Consider the following 16,281-nt stretch of genomic DNA (forward strand, 5'->3'; position numbering starts at 1 on the left):
TTCTAGAGCCTGCATACACGCCCTAATGCGGCAAAAATCTGCCCGCATTGCTGTGCGTCTGATCAAACAGGTGCATGTTTCCAGCCAGAAAAACCGAACCCTCGGCCGTAAAATGATCCGCGTCGAATAAAACCGGCACGTTATTGTTAACAGTTGTCAGACATACAGTGTCGGGACAAAGAATATTGTAAACAGACACATATTCAATACCTGTGCCTTTCAGGCGGATGGCAAGATTCTGATCCCGTTTTTTTCGGTCTTGCAGGATGTGATTAAAAACTAGAGCCATATTGTTTTTAACCATTGCACGCACCAGCAGTAATGGCAGGGGCTGGTCGTATTCCGGGCTTGGGCCAAGCACTATAACCCGATCTGTATACTGCCCGAGCATCTGCGCTGTTTTAACAATGCCATTAAAGTCATGTTCCAGCCAGTTTGCTGAAAGAATAACCCCATCCAGATGGTGCGATGGCAAAAAAACTTCAAAAATATAGTGCAGGAGCGCACCGCACTGACCACCATTTTTGCCCAGAACAGGCTCGCAGCTTGGTGCTGTTGCCTGTAAGAAGTTGATATCGGGATAACTCTGCTGCAACCCATACCAGCGGTCTGCCGCATGACTGTCACCCAGAACCAGATAGTTCTTCTTCCCTGCCTGCACATCCAGACAATGAGCTGCCTTGTACGCTTCAATATCTTCGGTCTTACGGTCAATAAAGCATGTGCCAGTCCGCATTGTGGCAGGTTTGTACGCCATATAGGACATGACCTTCTGCTCAGCAGGGCTGTAATGCCATAATATTGCGTTAAGCCTGCTGCTTGCAAAGGCCAGAAGCACCGTAACCACCATAATACCCCCCATGACACCTATGGTACTTTTGGCGGATAAGCGGAATGGCCTTGTACGGAACGGCTGTTCAATAAACCGCCAGGACAGGGCAGAAACCCCAAAAGCAGCCCCCAGCAGTAACGGAATGGTCCAAGCATTGGGTCTGTCATACATTGAAAAAAAGACCCATATCGGCCAATGCCATAAGTATAAAGAATAGGAAACAAGGCCAATAAACCGCAATGGCCTGCAGGAAAGGCCCGATGCAACAACCGTGCGGTGCCAGCTTCCAGAATACAGGACAAGGGCTGCCCCCAGACACGGCCCCAAAGCTCCCGGACCGGGGAAGAGGGACTTATTGTTAAGTGCGACCAGACTGACCAGAATGAAAATAATGCCGATAGCACCAAAGCTTTCCATTACCGGCTTTGTCATCCGGCTTCTGGCCATAACCGCAGGCTGCGTGGCAAGCATGACAGCAGACCCTACCAGAAACTCCCATGCCCTGTATTGCGGCAGGTAGAATGTTGCTGGCTTATCCTGAAAAATCTCCACAAAACAGGCGGAAAAACTTAACACCAGAAGAGAGAAAACCATGTATTTTAAAGGTATTTTAAAAAACTTTTTTGAAAAATAGATCAGAAAAGGAATAACTATATAAAACTGTTCCTCTACAGAGAGCGACCACGTATGCAAAAGAGGGTTGGCCTGCAAGGAGGAATCAAAATAGCTGCTTTGGCTATAAAAAAAAATGTTCGATGCAAAAAGTATGGACCACAAGATTCCACGGCTTGTGTTATAAACCTCCGGTGGCGTTTGCGTTAATGTGGACACACCAAAGCAGACAAACAATACCGAAAACAGTGCCGGTAATATTCTGCGAATTCTACGGTGGTAGAAATCAAGAATATTAAACTGATCCTGCTCCACGGCATCATGGATGTGCCGGGTAATCAAAAAACCGGAAATAACAAAAAAAATATCAACTCCGGCAAATCCACCATTAAAGGGATGCTTAAGTCCATAATGGAAGAAAACAACAGGAAGAATTGCAAGCGCACGCAGGCCGTCAATATCACTTCTATAACGCATCATACGTCGTTCACATTCCTCACGCACGCGTAAAGAGGGGGATATCACATCTGTTTTCTGCATCCCCCTACTCCGAACCATCCGGAAGGGTGAGCGGAGCAGATCGGGGGCGGCCATATGTCTGCATGAACACCACACCAGCCATAACCACCGCCCCACCCAGCAGTGTTGTCAGGGCGGGCACTTCGTTCGTCATGACATACGCCAGAATCAGCGTTGTGGGGGCCAGCAGAAACAGAAAACCCGAAGAGCGCGCAACGCCAACCGTTCCCACAACATGCGCCCATGCCGCATACCCCAGAACCGCTGGGAAAACACCAAGCAGAATGACCAGAAGCCACGGCCAGTTCCCCTGCCCCTGCAATGCCGTAATGCCTGCGGGCAACCAGGGTGCCAGCACACCTGCGCCGATCAGCAAGATCCATGCCGTGGACGCCAGCGCACCATACCGCGCCACAAGCGGTTTTTGCAGCATAAGGTACAGAGCCGAGCAAAAAGCGGCCGCCAGCACATCGCTCGCCCCCGAGCCAAATGTAAAACCTCCGGGCAAACCACTGCCAATAAGCACAATGCCGCTAAAACTTATAATGGAACCAGCCCACCCCCATAGTGGAAGAGCTTCTCCCAAAAAAACAACGGCCACAAAAGCAGACATAAACGGCGCAAAATTAACCAGCAGGCTCGTTGCCCCGGCAGAAACACTCTGCTCACCCGTGTTGAACAGAATATTATACAGAGCAATCCCCACAGCCCCACACAGCAAAAAGCGCGGCACGTCACGCAGTTGGGGACATGCCGGACGCCGCATACAAAACCATCCGGCCACAATAACAGCTGCTACGGCGTACCGTAATGCGGCAAGCGGTATGGGAGGCACGTAAACAAGCGCCATCCGCACAAGCGGGTATGCACTTGCCCAAGATAAAATGGCCGCACACACTGCCAGAAACGGCACCTTGCGCGTTGCGTATCCTCCATGTGTCATGCCCGGCTCTTTTTTAAATGATGCAGGGTTACTCCCTGCGCAAAACCTGATCGGTCAGGAACGCGGCAATCCGGCCTGCTACAAAATCCTGTTTAAGGGCTGCTTCATCATACTCGGTATTCAGCCATTCCATAAACGGGATACGCCCCTCCGCCTGAGCCTGATAACGCAGGAAAAACGCATCCAGAATACCCGTGCGAGACCCACGGAAATGCCCGAACCGCCACGAAAGTTCACGCAGGGCCTGTGCCGCACTCCCACCTTCAAACATCACGACCAGAGCAGAAGCCAGCCCGGCCCGGTCTGCGCCAGACTTGCAGTGCATCAGCATGGGGAACTGCAAGGTGGCGTACATCTGCGCAAAGCGTAGAATACGCTCCTTGTGCGGAGCGCCCCTGCTTTCAAACGCCATATCCAGATGGGTAAGGCCAATCTGTACTGCGGCATTGCGCGAAAGAGCGTCTGAACCACATTGCCTGTGCCCGCGCAGGTTGACCAGCGTGCGCAGACCCAGCTTGCGCACAGCACGCCGCAAACGGGCAGGGGTTGGGTGGTTACAGCGGTACACCTTGCCCGGAATAACCGCATGAAAATTGGTCCAGACCAGACGGAGAACAGCATGATCAACAAACAGACTATCCGTCCATGCTCTGGCACGGCCGGTCTGGGAAGAAAGATGGCCGTTAAACACAAAACCCCCTCATGTATCATGCATCTGCATGCTGGCTTCCCATGTTCCACCTCCGGCTCCGCACGTCAACATTACCCTCCGGCTACCAGAGCGCCCCCCTGAACAGAAAAACCCCGGCAGGTGTTTACTCCTGCCGGGGCTTTACTCATTCCTGCCAGACTGAACCGGGCAGGCCGTTACCTGTAGGATCAGACCTTGCGTTCGATCTGCAATTCCTTGATCCGGCCAATGGCTTTGGCCGGGTTCAGCCCCTTGGGGCAGGTCTGGGTACAGTTCATGATCGTGCGGCAGGCATAGAGCTTGAACGTATCTTCCAGTGAATCAAGACGCTCACCGGTATGTTCATCGCGGCTGTCTGCAATCCAGCGATATGCGGCAAGCAGCACGGCCGGGCCGAGATACTTGTCCCCATTCCACCAGTAGGACGGGCAGGACGTAGTGCAGCAAAAACACAGGATACATTCCCACATGCCGTCCAGTTTGCTGCGTTCCTCAATACTCTGGCGGCGTTCGCCATCAGGCGGTGGGGCACTGTCTGCCTGTATCCAGGGCTGAATGGAGCGCAACTGCGCATAAGCTCCATCCAGATTGGACACCAGATCCTTGACAATGGGCATATGCGGCAGCGGATAAATCCGCACGTCGCCTTCAATGCTCTTGATCGGCTTGAGGCATGCCAATGTGTTTTCGCCATCAATGTTCATGGCGCAGGATCCGCAGATCCCTTCCCGGCAGGAACGCCGGAATGTCAGCGTAGGGTCCACCTCGTTCTTGATGTGAATAATGGCATCAAGCACCATTGGCCCAAAGGTATCCAGATCAAGTCCGTAAGAATCTATGACCGGATTTTTACCATCATCAGGAGACCAGCGGTACACCTTGAAGGTTTTGACATTTTTTGCGCCAGCCGGAGCGGGAAAGGTTTTACCTTTCCCTACGGTGCTGTTACGCGGCAGTCTGAGTTCGACCATGTTCGCCTCCCTTTGCCCTGCGGATCAGTAAACGCGCTTTTTGGGTGGGAAAACCTCGACATCGTCGGTCAGGGTTTTCATATGCACGGGCCGGTAGGTCAGCTTGACGCCGCCCTTGTCATCCAGCCACGAAACGGAATGTTTGAGCCATTCCTTGTCATCACGATCGGGGAAGTCATCGCGGGCATGCGCGCCGCGGCTTTCGTGCCGGGCCAGACCGCTTTCAAGCGTGGCTGTTGCATTGGCCAGAAGGTTTTCAAACTCCATAGCTTCCATCAGGTCACTGTTCCAGATCAGTGAACTATCGGAAACGGAGATGTCACCCAGACCACTCCAGATATCACGGATCTTGTCCACGCCTTCCTGCAGGCTTTCCTGCGTACGGAACACGGCGGCATGCGCCTGCATATCCCGCTGGAGACGATCACGCATGGCGGAAACCTTGGTGCCGCCCTTGGCGTAACGCAGCTTGTCCAGACGATCGAGGGCAAACTCGCCAGCCCCTGCGGGAAGCGGGCGCACAAAGTCCGACGGCTTGACCACTTCCGCCGCACGGCGGGCCGCGGCACGGCCAAATACGATCAGGTCAAGCAGGGAGTTGGTACCAAGGCGGTTTGCACCATGCACGGACACACAGGCGGCCTCACCCACGGCCATCAGGCCCGGCACCACCGCATCGGGGTTATCTGCCGTGGGGCGCACGACTTCGCCGTGAATATTGGTGGGAATACCCCCCATATTGTAATGCACGGTCGGCAGAACGGGCACGGGTTCCTTGGTTACGTCCACACCGGCAAAAATACGCGATGTTTCCAGAATACCCGGCAGACGTTCATGCAGCAGGTCGGAGCCCAGATGCTCCAGATGCATCATGATGTGATCTTTTTTAGGACCACAGCCACGCCCTTCCTTGATCTCGATTGTCATGGCGCGGGACACCACATCGCGCGAGGCCAGATCCTTGGCGGTGGGAGCATAACGCTCCATAAAGCGCTCGCCCTCGGAGTTGGTCAGGTAGCCCCCTTCACCACGACACCCTTCGGTCAGCAGGCAGCCTGCAGGGTAGATACCCGTGGGATGGAACTGCACAAATTCCATATCCTGCGTGGGCAGACCTGCGCGCATGACCATGCCGTTACCATCGCCCGTACAGGTATGGGCCGATGTGCAGGACTGATAGGCACGGCCATAACCGCCCGTGGCCAGCACCACCATTTTGGCATTGAAGCGATGGATCGTGCCATCGTCCTGACACCAGGCCATAACGCCGCGGCAGGCACCTTCATCATCCATAATCAGGTCGATGGCGAAGTATTCGACAAAGAACTCAACATTATGTTTGAGGCACTGCTGGTACAGCGTATGCAGAATGGCATGACCCGTGCGATCGGCGGCAGCGCATGCGCGGGGCACCGGCGCCTTGCCGAAGTCGCTCATATGACCACCAAAGGGGCGCTGGTAGATCTTGCCTTCTTCCGTGCGGGAGAAGGGAACACCAAAATGTTCCAGTTCCTGCACTGCGGGCACGGCCTCACGCACCATGAATTCAATGGCGTCCTGATCGCCCAGCCAGTCAGACCCCTTTACGGTGTCATACATATGCCAGCGCCAGTTATCCTCGGCCATGTTGCCAAGAGAGGCCCCAATGCCACCCTGCGCGGCCACCGTATGGCTGCGGGTGGGGAAAACCTTGGTAATGCACGCTGTGCTCAGGCCCGCAGCCCCCATACCCAGCGTTGCACGCAGGCCCGAACCACCTGCACCCACGACCACAACATCATATGCGTGATCAACAATCCGGTAAGCTCCCCGAGAAGGAGAGGAATTGGCATTCATCGTGACGGCGCTCCCATATGCGTTCGGCCTGTCAGTCGTTCAGGTTCATGCCGCCGCGTATCCGACCTGTTCCATCGGCGGCACAAGGCTCTTTTATCTGTGGGCAGGTGCCCGGCTTACTTGCCGGAACCGCTCCGCACCACCAGCTTGATCACGGCAAATACGCCAAGCAGACCCATAAGGGATGTGCCAATCCTGACCAGCAGGCGGGTAGGCAGATGCGCCTTGCCGTGCACGTAATCATCCACAATCACCTGCAGGCCAACCTGCGCATGGTAGAAGGTGGTAATGATCAGTGCTGCCAGCATGGTGGCGTTAACGGGCTTGCCGCCCCATTTAACCACCTCGGCGTGGTCTGCCCCGCCAAGGCGGAACATCTGCACGACAAACCATGTGGAAAGCGGCAGCAGGCTGGCGGCGGAAACGCGCTCGGCCCACCAGTGGCTTACACCGGAATGCCCCGCACCAAGGCCGCGTGCGCGCCCAAGCTGGGAGCGCATGACTTCAATATGTGGAACAGAAGCGTTCATGTCAGGACACCTTCCCGGCTCTGGCGCGTTTGCTTCTGCGGCAACCCGCCACAGCAAGCAGGGCGACGGCCAGCACGGTGCTCACACCGGCTGTAACACCCACCGCCACTGGGCCATCCTTATTCAGTTCTTCCTTGTCGTACCGGTATCCCGCATCCCAGATGAGATGCCGGATGCCACCGACCGTATGGTAAACGACCGAAGCCAGCCACCCTACCAGCACAAGCTGGCCCAGCGGGTTGCCCGTTACCTTGCGTGCCGTGGCATAGGCTTTTGGCCCCTTGGCCGCAGCACCAAGCCAGAAAACGCCAAGCGCGGCACCTGCCGTGGCGATCACTCCCGTGATTCGATTTGAAATGGAAAGAACCATGGAAAGCCGGTAACGGTACACTTGCAAGTGCGGCGACATGGGTCGCTGGATCAGTGTGCCGTCACTTCGGCTCCCTACATAGAGGGCCTTACGGATATCCTGCATTGTCAGCCTCGTACCCCGTGTCTATCCCTGAGCGCTGGTTGCATCCAGCGTTTTGCATCGTTTTTGTCCTACGCCCCGCGCCTCGGCCCGGTCAATTCAACGGATCAACACGAGACCGAGAGGGGGAGGATTCTCACTCAGGCGTGTCTGGGCAGCAGATCAAGTGCGATCATGGTTTCAGCAATCTGAACCGCGTTCAAAGCCGCACCTTTCCGCAGATTATCGGCAACACACCAGAACGCCAGACCATGCGGGACGGTCGGATCGACACGAAGGCGTGACACATAGGTTGCATCTTCGCCCACGCACTCAAGCGGGGTCACATACCCGCCATCTTCGCGCTGGTCGAGCAGGACAACCCCTTCGGACTCCCGCAGGGCCGCGCGGGCGCGCTCAAGGTCCACCGGCTCGGCAAACTCGGCAATAACGGCTTCGGAATGACCAACAAACACCGGAACACGTACGCAGGTCGCCAGTACTTCCACGTCCGGATCGAGAATTTTTTTGGTCTCGACTCGCATCTTCCATTCTTCCTTGGTCGCACCGTCATCCATAAAACGGTCGATCTGGGGAATACAGTTGAAGGCAATCTGCTTCTGGAACTGCTCGATCCTGGGCGGGTCGTTCACAAAGCTGCCACGGGTCTGGGAGAACAGCTCGTCCATGCCATCCTTCCCCGCGCCCGAGACCGCCTGATACGTCGAAACCACCACCCGCTTGAGGGTAAACAGGTCATGCAGGGGCTTGAGAGCCACCACCATCTGAATGGTCGAGCAGTTGGGGTTAGCAATAATGTTGCGCTTCATGTCCTTGAGCGCCAGCGGATTGACCTCAGGTACCACCAGCGGCACATCCGGTTCCATGCGGAAGTGAGATGTGTTGTCGATCACAACGCAGCCAGCCTTGGCGGCAATAGGCGCGTATTTGGCGGACACAGTTCCACCGGGGGAGAACAGCCCGACATCCCAGCCCTTGAAATCAAAGGTTTCAAGGTTCTGCACTTTCAGGACACGATCCCCAAAAGACACTTCACGCCCCGCCGAACGCGGGGAGGCCAGTGCGACAATCTCATCCACCGGGAACTCCCGTTCGGCCAGTGTCTTGAGGATTTCCCGCCCCACCGCACCTGTCGCGCCTACAACAGCAACCCGATAACCCATAATCCACCTTTGATTCAGAGCTCGTTAGAAATCAGAAAAACGTTCCCCTTCCGGGGGACCATTCAATCGTGCGAACCCTAGACCATTCCGGCAGCAAATGGAATTGCTCACCCCATAGCTTTCCCGTCCTTCTGTTCCGGCCGGGCAGGGGCTGCGCGGAATACGGTCCGCACGCACCAAAAGCCACCCAGGACATTGTGGGAAGTGCCACCCAGGACTTATTTGAAAAATGTAATAATGAAAAAAATATTTTTATATCCCGCAGAAAAGGTTTCTTTGACGCATATCAATGCAACCTTTTTCAGATATGGTTGTCATACCAACCAGAAGAAGTTGTGGAGGACGACCGTCTTTCTACCCTGCCATCATGGTCCCTCCTCACCCCATACAGCATGCATTGGGAAAAGAACGTGACCGTTAAAATTGCCATCCTGAAGGAAACGCAGCCCGACGAACGCCGGGTCGCCATGATTCCCGCGGTAGCACAGCGCATAGCCAAGCTTGGAGCAGATCTTGTTCTGGAGCAGGGAGCGGGTAGTGCTGCAACCTACACGGACGATGCCTATACAAAGGCGCAGGTAACGCAGGAACCCGATACCGGGAAACTGGTTGCCGATGCGGACATCGTGCTCTCCGTCCAGCCTCCATCGGTCGAGACCGTCAAACAGATGAAGCCCGGCGCCCTGCTGGTTTCCTTCATTTACGCCCAGACACAGCCTGATCTGGTCAAGGCGCTGCGCGATGGCAGGATTACTACTTTTGCCATGGAGCTTATTCCGCGCATCAGCCGTGCGCAGGCCATGGATGCGCTGTCCAGCCAGGCAGCCCTTGCAGGGTACTACGCCCCCCTGCTGGGCAGCGTGCATATGCAGAAAATCCTGCCCATGATGACCACGGCCGTGGGCTCACTGCGTGCGGCCCGTGTGCTGGTTATGGGGCTGGGGGTTGCGGGCCTGCAGGCGCTCGCCACGGCACGCCGCCTTGGCGCTGTGTGCGAGGGCTATGACGTACGCCCCGAAACCAAGGAAGAAGCGGAATCCGTCGGTGCCAAATTTGTGGATACGGGCATAGATGCGCGCGGAGCCGGCGGCTACGCCCGCGAACTGACAGCAGACGAAAAGGCCAAGGTCCGGGCCACCCTTTCGCAGCACATCGCACAGGCCGACCTGATCATTACCACAGCCGCAGTTCCCGGCCGCAAGGCCCCCCGCCTGATTGACGCCGAGCAGCTTGCAGGCATGAAGGAAGGCTCCGTTGTGGTGGACATGGGTGCGCCCAACGGCGGCAACTGTGAAGGCACCAAAGCTGGTGAGACCGTCAAGATTGGTCCCGTAGTCATGGTAGGTCCGACCAACCTGCCATCCAGTCTGGCGGCACAGGCGAGCGAGCTCTACGCCAAGAACATTTACAACCTGCTTGAGCAGGTTCTGCATGATGGTGTGCTCAAGCCCGATTTTACAGACGAAGTCATAACCGGAACCACCCTGACCCATGATGGCAAAATTACCAATGCCGCCATCCAGAAGGTCATTGAAGGCACACCAGCGGAGAAAGCATGATGGATTCCGTAACATCCATGACCTTCATTATCGCCCTCTACATCTTCATGCTGGCCGCGTTTACCGGCTACGTGGTGATTAGCCGGGTGCCCTCCATCCTGCATACGCCCCTTATGTCCGGCTCCAACTTCATTCACGGTATTGTGGTGGTTGGCGCGCTGGATGCGCTGTTCAACGCCACCACGCTGACCGGGCAGGTTATCGGGTTTGTTGGCGTTTTTCTGGGAGCTGGGAACGTTATGGGCGGCTACGTCGTGACCGACCGCATGCTGGCCATGTTCCGCCCGAGCCAGAAACAGACAACAGAGAAAAAGGGCCAGCAGTAACATGTTCATCGAATACATTGTTGGCCTGAGCGGACTGATTGCCGCAGGCCTGTTCATTTACGGGCTGAAGGCCATGTCCTCGCCCGTAACCGCCGTTTCGGGCATTGTAACTGCAGGCTACGGCATGGTGTTTGTGGTTGGGGCCACGTTCCTCAACCTGTTCAATGTCAGCCCCGATGCGCGTCCACACCTGATGGTCAATGTTGCACTGGCAGTTGTGGCCCTGCTGCTGGGCTGCCTGTGGACCGGCTGGCGCGGCCGCACGGTGCAGATGACCGCCATGCCGCAGATGGTCGCCATCTTTAACGGCATGGGGGGTGGCTCCGCCGCATCCCTTGCTGCGGTCAGCCTTCTGTCTGACCATGCCACATCCGGGCTGCACCTGAGTGTCACCATTGTAGGCGCGCTTATTGGCTGTATCTCCTTTACAGGTTCGATCATTGCGTGGGCCAAGCTTGACGGTCGTATGAGAAAGCCCGTGCGCTTTGGCGGGCAGCGGTTTTTCAACGCGGCACTGTTCCTGATCTCGCTCGCCCTCGGCGCGCTGACAGTCATGCAATATGGTACGCCAGAAGGTATTCTGCCCGGTATTCTGTTCTTTGGCGCGGCTCTTCTGTTCGGTATCTGCATGACCCTGCCCATTGGTGGGGCGGACATGCCGGTGGTGATTTCGCTCTACAACGCCTTTACCGGTCTGGCCGTGGGCCTTGAAGGCTATGTGATGGGCAACCCTGCCCTGATGATTGCAGGCATGGTGGTCGGCTCGGCTGGCACACTGCTGACCGCCCTGATGGCAAAAGCCATGAACCGCTCGCTCACCAACGTGCTGTTCAGCAACTTCGGGGATACGACCAGCTCCGCCAAAGGCCCGGAAGGGGAAATGAAGTCCGCCGACCCGTCAGACGCAGCCACCTCCATGCGGTATGCGTCCAGCGTGATCATTGTGCCCGGTTATGGTCTGGCTGTGGCGCAGGCGCAGCAGAAGCTGTACGAATTTGTTAAAATGCTTGTGGCTGATGGTGTGGATGTCAAATTTGCCATTCATCCCGTGGCAGGCCGCATGCCGGGGCACATGAACGTGCTGCTGGCTGAAGCTGGCGTTCCATACGACATGATTTACGATATGGACGATATTAACGACAGCTTTGCCACCACTGATGTTGCCCTGATTATCGGTGCGAACGACGTGGTCAACCCCGAAGCCCTGACCGACAAATCCTCCCCCATTTATGGCATGCCTATCCTGAACGCTTACAAGGCGCGTCAGGTCTTTGTCATCAAACGTGGGTCCGGCACAGGGTATTCCGGGGTGCAGAACCCGCTCTTCTTCCAGAAGAACTGCACTATGGTTTTTGGGGATGCACAGGCCGTGCTCTCCAAAATGGTCGAAGCTGTCAAGGCGCTCGGTACCGCCTGACAGCCAACGGGAGGAAGCCAGACGGCCCCTCCCGTTTTTTTTGTTTGCAACAATAAGGAGCAGACTATGTCAGGCAAGATGAAAGCCGCTGTAGTCCATGAATTTGGCAAGCCGCTCACGCTTGAGGAACTGGACATTCCCTCCATCAACTCCAACCAGATCCTGGTCAAGATGATCGCCTGCGGCGTCTGTCACACGGACCTGCACGCAGCCAATGGGGACTGGCCCAAAAAACCGACCCTTCCCTTTATTCCCGGGCATGAAGGCGTGGGCACGGTTGTGGAAGTTGGCAGCAATGTTGACTGGATCAAAAAAGGGGACATCGTTGGTGTGCCCTTCCTGTATTCCGCCTGTGGTCATTGCGAGCACTGTTATGCAGGCTGGGAAACCCTTTGCCAGAAACAGGAAGATACCGGTTATTCCGTTAATGGCTGCTTTGCGGAATACGTGGTGGCGGACCCGGGCTACGTCGCCCATATTCCTGCGGGGGTAGACCCCGTTAAAGTCGCGCCGGTTCTGTGCGCAGGGCTGACCGTTTACAAGGGTCTGAAAATGACCGACACGCGCGCAGGAGACTGGGTTGCGGTATCGGGTGCGGGCGGGCTGGGGCAAATGGCCATCCAGTACGGTGTGGCCATGGGCCTGAACATGATTGCGGTTGATATTGACGATGCCAAACTTGAAACCGCACGGAAACTTGGCGCCGCACACACCGTTAACGCCAGAACAACCGACCCGGCAGCCTTTATCCAGAAGGAAGTCGGCGGCGCTCATGGGGGGTTGATCACGGCTGTTTCCACCAAGGCTTTCTCTCAGGCCATGGGGTATGTGCGCGCTGGTGGCACACTGGTCCTGAACGGCCTGCCGCCGGGGGACTTCCCCATTTCCATTTTTGATATGGTCATGAACGCCATTACCATCCGCGGTTCCATTGTAGGTACCCGGCTGGACATGATCGAAGCGCTCTCCTTCTTTGCTGAAGGAAAAGTGACCTCGGTTACCAAGACTGACCGGCTTGAAAACATCAATCAGATATTTGATGATCTCGAGCATGGTCGTGTTGAAGGGCGCGTTGTTCTGGATTTCAGAAACTAACCACCTTCAATATTGATGAACCAGAAGGATTTTTTCCATGGCTTATGCAACGACAAACCCTTTTACCGAAGAACAGGTCAAGGTTTTCCCCAACCCGACCGATGCTCAGGTCGATGCCGCTCTGGACAAGGGACATGCGGCCTTTAAAAAATGGAAAAACACAACATTTGCCGAACGGGCACGTATTCTGCAAAAAGCAGCCGATCTGCTGCGCGCCAATGTGGATGAATACTCCAAGCTTCTGACGCTGGAAATGGGAAAGCTCTACGCCGAAGCCAAGGCAGAAACCGAGCTGTCCGCAGCAATTTTTGAATATTATGCCGTCAATGCCGAGCGTCTTCTGGCACCGGAAGTACTTCCCCTTGCCTCCGTCAAGGAAGGTCGCGCCAAAATCGTGTTCGAAGCACAGGGCATTCTGCTGGCTATCGAGCCATGGAACTTCCCTTACTATCAGGTGGCCCGCATTATTGCGCCGCAGCTTTCTGCTGGTAACGTGGTTATTCTCAAGCACGCATCCAACGTGCCGCAGTGTGCCGCCGCCATGGAAAAACTGATGCACGATGCCGGTCTGCTTGAAGGTGGGTTCCAGAACCTTTACCCAACGCGTGACCAGCTTGCCAAGATTATTGCCGATATCCGCGTACGTGGTGTGGCTCTGACTGGCTCCGAAGGAGCTGGCGCCAAGGTTGCCTCCGAAGCAGGGCTGGCGCTTAAAAAATGCACCATGGAACTCGGTGGCTCCGATGCCCTGATCGTACTGAACGATGCCGATGTGGAAAAAGCCGCCAAATGGGCCGTCTATGGCCGTCACTGGAACGGTGGTCAGGTTTGCGTTAACGCCAAGCGTATGATTGTGGAAGATGGCGTTTACGACAAATTTGTTGAGCTGTACCGCAAAGGCATTGCCGAGCTGCGTATGGGCGACCCGATGGACCCCGCCACCACGCTGCCGCCCCTGTCCTCACGCGGGGCTGTGGACGGGTTGAAGCAGCAGGTTGCCGATGCCGTGGCACAGGGTGCCAAAGCGGAAGAAATTCCGCTGGAAATGCCCAATAAAGGCTGCTTCTTCCGCCCGGTTATCCTGAGCAATCTGGAAGAGGGCAACCCGGCCCGCCATACGGAATTCTTTGGCCCGGTAACCATGCTGTTCCGTGCAAAAGATGCTGACCACGCCATTGAAATTGCCAATGATTCCCCCTACGGGCTTGGTGGCTCCATCTTTACCAAAAACGAAGAACGTGGCGCGGAACTGGCCCGCCGGATTGATACTGGCATGGTCTATATCAACCACCCGACCATGGTTAAGGCAGACCTGCCGTTTGGTGGCGTCAAACGTTCGGGCTTTGGCCGCGAACTGCTGGGCCTTGGACTTAAAGAGTTCGTCAATGCCAAGCTGATTGATATTGTGGACATTGACGCGCCGTTCTGATGCTTTCTGAACAGCGTTGACCAAAAAGGGCGGAAGGATAACTCCTTCCGCCCTTTTTTTATCTGACCGACATATGGAATGCCTGCACAAAGCCGCCATAAAAAAGGCCATGCACCAGACACATATCCTTTTCAGACTCTGGTCAGGGTTGCCCTTCCATGCAGCGTTATGCAGGCATAACCAGTGCGAAAGCCCAGTCCAGCCAGGGCAGCAATGCGACTATATCGGCTGTTTCCACCGTAGCACCACCCCATATACGCAGGCCCACGGGGGCATCACGGTAGCTGGCAAGGTCAAAGCCAATACCTTCCTTATCCAGCACAGCCAGCATTGTTTTGACTGTTGCCATCTGCCTGTCCCGTTCCAGAGCCAAAAACCATGGCGCGACAATACGCAGGCAAATGGCGGTAGAGGAACGCTCCTCCTCCTTTTCCGCCAGAAAGGACACCCAGTCCGTTGTTTTCACCCACGCGGCAACCGCCGCCAGATTGGCCTGAGACCGGGCCTTGAGCCCTTCCAGCCCTCCGACTGCTTCCGCCCATTGCAGGCCGTCCAGCGCATCTTCGACACATAGCATGGAGGGGGTGTTGATGGTATCGCCCTTAAAAATACCTTCGATCAGCGCATCCTTGGCAGTCATGCGGAAAATCTTGGGCAGGGGCCGGGGCGCCTTAAAGGTTTGCAGCCGCTCCACAGCACGGGGAGAGAGAGCGATCATGCCATGTGCGGCCTCGCCCCCCAGAGCTTTCTGCCAGGACCATGTCACCACATCCAGCCGGTCCCATGGCAGGTCCATGGCAAAGGCGGCGGAGGTAGCATCGCAGATCACCAGCCCTTCATGCCCGGCGGGAATGACGCTGGCAGACGGCAGGCGCACGCCAGAGGTGGTGCCATTCCACGCCAGAACCACGTCATGCGCCCAGTTGACTGCGCTCAGGTCCGGCAACTGGCCGTAATCGGCCTTGAGCACGCGGGTATTGTCCAGCTTGAGCTGGCTTACGATATCCTGCGCCCACAGAGCCGAAAAACTTTCAAACGCCAGCACGTCTACCGGGCGCTCGCCCAGCAGGGACCACAGCGCCATTTCCACCGCACCCGTATCAGACGCAGGCACAATGCCCACCCGCCAGCCTTCGGGCACACCCAGAATTTTGCGGGAGCGCACGATAACCTCGTTCAGCCGCGCACGTCCTTCTGGCGAGCGGTGGGAGCGACCGACAAGCGCCTTATCCAGCGCGGCAAGGCTCCACCCCGGGCGCTTGGCGCACGGACCGGACGAAAAACAGGGATTGAACGGGCGAATGGCCGGACGGGACGAAGCAGTGGGGGGAAGGGCGTTCATAACCTTGGCCAAGAAGAGGATGGGGCAAGTCTGGTGCGAGAGAGGGGACTCGAACCCCTAAGCCCGTAAGGGCGGTCGATTTTGAGTCGACTACGTCTACCAGTTCCGTCACTCTCGCGAACTGTTTTTCCCCTACCAGCAAATTGCCGCCCGGAAAAGAGTTTGTTGACGGCATTTGTTGCACAAAGCGCGCAGGGCTCCTTAACGACAGACCCGCTGCGTGCCGTCTGCGGCAATGTAGGTGCCTGTCTGGGTATTGTAGCACGTATTACGCACGCAACTCCCCCCTACGGCTAGTGGTTGGGGGTAATTTTGCACGGCCATGGCCACGGCCTCCCGCGCAGCAACCCCGCACAGAGGCGTATTGGCGGGAGCTGAGGGGTCATTCACCAACTGGCTCTCATTCGCGGGAGGCGGAGTGGGCGCACTCAGCCCCGGTGCAAAGCTCTGCGGGGGAATACGGGTAGGCTGGCTGGCGCACCCGGCCAGCAGTCCAAGCACAAGAACAGACCCCAAAGCCGGAATACGAACAGGAACGGACATG

15 protein-coding genes and 1 tRNA gene are annotated in these 16,281 nt (G+C 56.4%); 5 read left to right on the forward strand and 11 right to left on the reverse strand.

Features of this window, described 5'->3' with window-relative positions; translation table 11 throughout:
• Positions 1 to 22 precede the first annotated feature (22 nt).
• From PY793_RS08125 to PY793_RS08160, 8 genes are all read right to left on the reverse strand, one after another.
• Entirely contained in the window at positions 23 to 2,038 is a 2,016-nt protein-coding gene (locus tag PY793_RS08125) for an acyltransferase family protein (RefSeq protein WP_342803917.1), read from the reverse strand.
• Positions 1,989 to 2,906, reverse strand: a complete 918-nt coding sequence (locus PY793_RS08130) for a DMT family transporter (RefSeq protein ID WP_275177604.1) — start codon at positions 2,904 to 2,906, stop codon at positions 1,989 to 1,991. Before PY793_RS08130 ends, PY793_RS08125 begins: the two co-directional genes overlap by 50 nt.
• Before the next feature lie 28 nt (positions 2,907 to 2,934).
• On the reverse strand, positions 2,935 to 3,597 hold the full coding sequence (locus PY793_RS08135) for a tyrosine-protein phosphatase (RefSeq protein ID WP_275177605.1): 663 nt from the start codon (positions 3,595 to 3,597) through the stop codon (positions 2,935 to 2,937).
• 188 nt (positions 3,598 to 3,785) lie between these two features.
• On the reverse strand, positions 3,786 to 4,568 hold the full coding sequence (locus PY793_RS08140; protein WP_275177606.1) for a succinate dehydrogenase iron-sulfur subunit: 783 nt from the start codon (positions 4,566 to 4,568) through the stop codon (positions 3,786 to 3,788).
• A 24-nt stretch (positions 4,569 to 4,592) separates the two neighbouring features.
• Entirely contained in the window at positions 4,593 to 6,404 is a 1,812-nt protein-coding gene (gene sdhA / locus PY793_RS08145) for a succinate dehydrogenase flavoprotein subunit (RefSeq protein WP_275177607.1), read from the reverse strand.
• A gap of 116 nt (positions 6,405 to 6,520) precedes the next feature.
• Positions 6,521 to 6,934: a succinate dehydrogenase, hydrophobic membrane anchor protein gene (gene sdhD, locus PY793_RS08150; protein ID WP_275177608.1), complete on the reverse strand. Its 414-nt coding sequence runs from the start codon at positions 6,932 to 6,934 to the stop codon at positions 6,521 to 6,523.
• Between the two features lies 1 nt (position 6,935).
• Complete coding sequence (gene sdhC / locus PY793_RS08155; protein ID WP_275177609.1) at positions 6,936 to 7,409, reverse strand: succinate dehydrogenase, cytochrome b556 subunit; 474 nt, start codon at positions 7,407 to 7,409, stop codon at positions 6,936 to 6,938.
• A 137-nt stretch (positions 7,410 to 7,546) separates the two neighbouring features.
• The gene (locus PY793_RS08160) at positions 7,547 to 8,569 is read right to left on the reverse strand and encodes an aspartate-semialdehyde dehydrogenase (RefSeq protein ID WP_275177610.1); all 1,023 of its coding nucleotides are present in this window, start codon (positions 8,567 to 8,569) and stop codon (positions 7,547 to 7,549) included.
• Between the two features lie 410 nt (positions 8,570 to 8,979).
• Here PY793_RS08160 and PY793_RS08165 point away from each other — a divergent pair, with 410 nt between their 5' ends.
• The 5 genes from PY793_RS08165 to PY793_RS08185 all read left to right on the forward strand — a co-directional run bounded on the left by PY793_RS08165 (position 8,980) and on the right by PY793_RS08185 (position 14,395).
• The gene (locus tag PY793_RS08165; RefSeq protein ID WP_275177611.1) at positions 8,980 to 10,128 is read left to right on the forward strand and encodes an NAD(P) transhydrogenase subunit alpha; all 1,149 of its coding nucleotides are present in this window, start codon (positions 8,980 to 8,982) and stop codon (positions 10,126 to 10,128) included.
• Positions 10,128 to 10,454 carry an NAD(P) transhydrogenase subunit alpha part 2 gene (locus PY793_RS08170; protein ID WP_275177720.1) on the forward strand — a complete coding sequence of 109 codons (327 nt, stop codon included), beginning with the start codon at positions 10,128 to 10,130 and terminating at the stop codon, positions 10,452 to 10,454. Before PY793_RS08165 ends, PY793_RS08170 begins: the two co-directional genes overlap by 1 nt.
• Position 10,455: 1 nt before the next feature.
• On the forward strand, positions 10,456 to 11,871 hold the full coding sequence (locus PY793_RS08175) for an NAD(P)(+) transhydrogenase (Re/Si-specific) subunit beta (RefSeq protein WP_275177612.1): 1,416 nt from the start codon (positions 10,456 to 10,458) through the stop codon (positions 11,869 to 11,871).
• Between the two features lie 66 nt (positions 11,872 to 11,937).
• Complete coding sequence (gene adhP, locus PY793_RS08180) at positions 11,938 to 12,966, forward strand: alcohol dehydrogenase AdhP (protein ID WP_275177613.1); 1,029 nt, start codon at positions 11,938 to 11,940, stop codon at positions 12,964 to 12,966.
• 37 nt (positions 12,967 to 13,003) lie between these two features.
• A complete protein-coding gene (locus PY793_RS08185) occupies positions 13,004 to 14,395 on the forward strand; it encodes an NAD-dependent succinate-semialdehyde dehydrogenase (protein WP_275177614.1) in 1,392 nt (463 codons plus the stop codon).
• A 166-nt stretch (positions 14,396 to 14,561) separates the two neighbouring features.
• Here the strand turns inward: PY793_RS08185 and PY793_RS08190 are convergent, their stop codons facing one another.
• The 3 genes from PY793_RS08190 to PY793_RS08200 all read right to left on the reverse strand — a co-directional run bounded on the left by PY793_RS08190 (position 14,562) and on the right by PY793_RS08200 (position 16,280).
• Positions 14,562 to 15,737, reverse strand: coding sequence for a phosphoserine transaminase (locus tag PY793_RS08190; RefSeq protein WP_275177615.1), 1,176 nt, complete (start codon positions 15,735 to 15,737; stop codon positions 14,562 to 14,564).
• 31 nt (positions 15,738 to 15,768) lie between these two features.
• Positions 15,769 to 15,855, reverse strand: a tRNA-Leu gene (locus tag PY793_RS08195).
• A gap of 83 nt (positions 15,856 to 15,938) precedes the next feature.
• Positions 15,939 to 16,280, reverse strand: a complete 342-nt coding sequence (locus PY793_RS08200) for a hypothetical protein (RefSeq protein WP_275177616.1) — start codon at positions 16,278 to 16,280, stop codon at positions 15,939 to 15,941.
• Position 16,281 lies beyond the last annotated feature (1 nt).

It is taken from the genome of Acetobacter fabarum (assembly GCF_029069195.1).
GTDB classification, from domain to species: domain Bacteria; phylum Pseudomonadota; class Alphaproteobacteria; order Acetobacterales; family Acetobacteraceae; genus Acetobacter; species Acetobacter fabarum_A.

What these genes read in the sequence shown, in the direction of transcription:
- PY793_RS08125 (WP_342803917.1), bottom strand. Translation starts at nt 2,038, where the DNA reads ATGGCCGCCCCCGATCTGCTCCGCTCACCCTTCCGGATGGTTCGGAGT.
- PY793_RS08130 (WP_275177604.1), bottom strand. Translation starts at nt 2,906, where the DNA reads ATGACACATGGAGGATACGCAACGCGCAAGGTGCCGTTTCTGGCAGTG.
- PY793_RS08140 (WP_275177606.1), bottom strand. Translation starts at nt 4,568, where the DNA reads ATGGTCGAACTCAGACTGCCGCGTAACAGCACCGTAGGGAAAGGTAAA.
- sdhA (WP_275177607.1), bottom strand. Translation starts at nt 6,404, where the DNA reads ATGAATGCCAATTCCTCTCCTTCTCGGGGAGCTTACCGGATTGTTGAT.
- sdhD (WP_275177608.1), bottom strand. Translation starts at nt 6,934, where the DNA reads ATGAACGCTTCTGTTCCACATATTGAAGTCATGCGCTCCCAGCTTGGG.
- sdhC (WP_275177609.1), bottom strand. Translation starts at nt 7,409, where the DNA reads ATGCAGGATATCCGTAAGGCCCTCTATGTAGGGAGCCGAAGTGACGGC.
- PY793_RS08160 (WP_275177610.1), bottom strand. Translation starts at nt 8,569, where the DNA reads ATGGGTTATCGGGTTGCTGTTGTAGGCGCGACAGGTGCGGTGGGGCGG.
- PY793_RS08170 (WP_275177720.1), top strand. Translation starts at nt 10,128, where the DNA reads ATGGATTCCGTAACATCCATGACCTTCATTATCGCCCTCTACATCTTC.
- PY793_RS08175 (WP_275177612.1), top strand. Translation starts at nt 10,456, where the DNA reads ATGTTCATCGAATACATTGTTGGCCTGAGCGGACTGATTGCCGCAGGC.
- adhP (WP_275177613.1), top strand. Translation starts at nt 11,938, where the DNA reads ATGTCAGGCAAGATGAAAGCCGCTGTAGTCCATGAATTTGGCAAGCCG.
- PY793_RS08185 (WP_275177614.1), top strand. Translation starts at nt 13,004, where the DNA reads ATGGCTTATGCAACGACAAACCCTTTTACCGAAGAACAGGTCAAGGTT.
- PY793_RS08190 (WP_275177615.1), bottom strand. Translation starts at nt 15,737, where the DNA reads ATGAACGCCCTTCCCCCCACTGCTTCGTCCCGTCCGGCCATTCGCCCG.
- PY793_RS08200 (WP_275177616.1), bottom strand. Translation starts at nt 16,280, where the DNA reads ATGTCCGTTCCTGTTCGTATTCCGGCTTTGGGGTCTGTTCTTGTGCTT.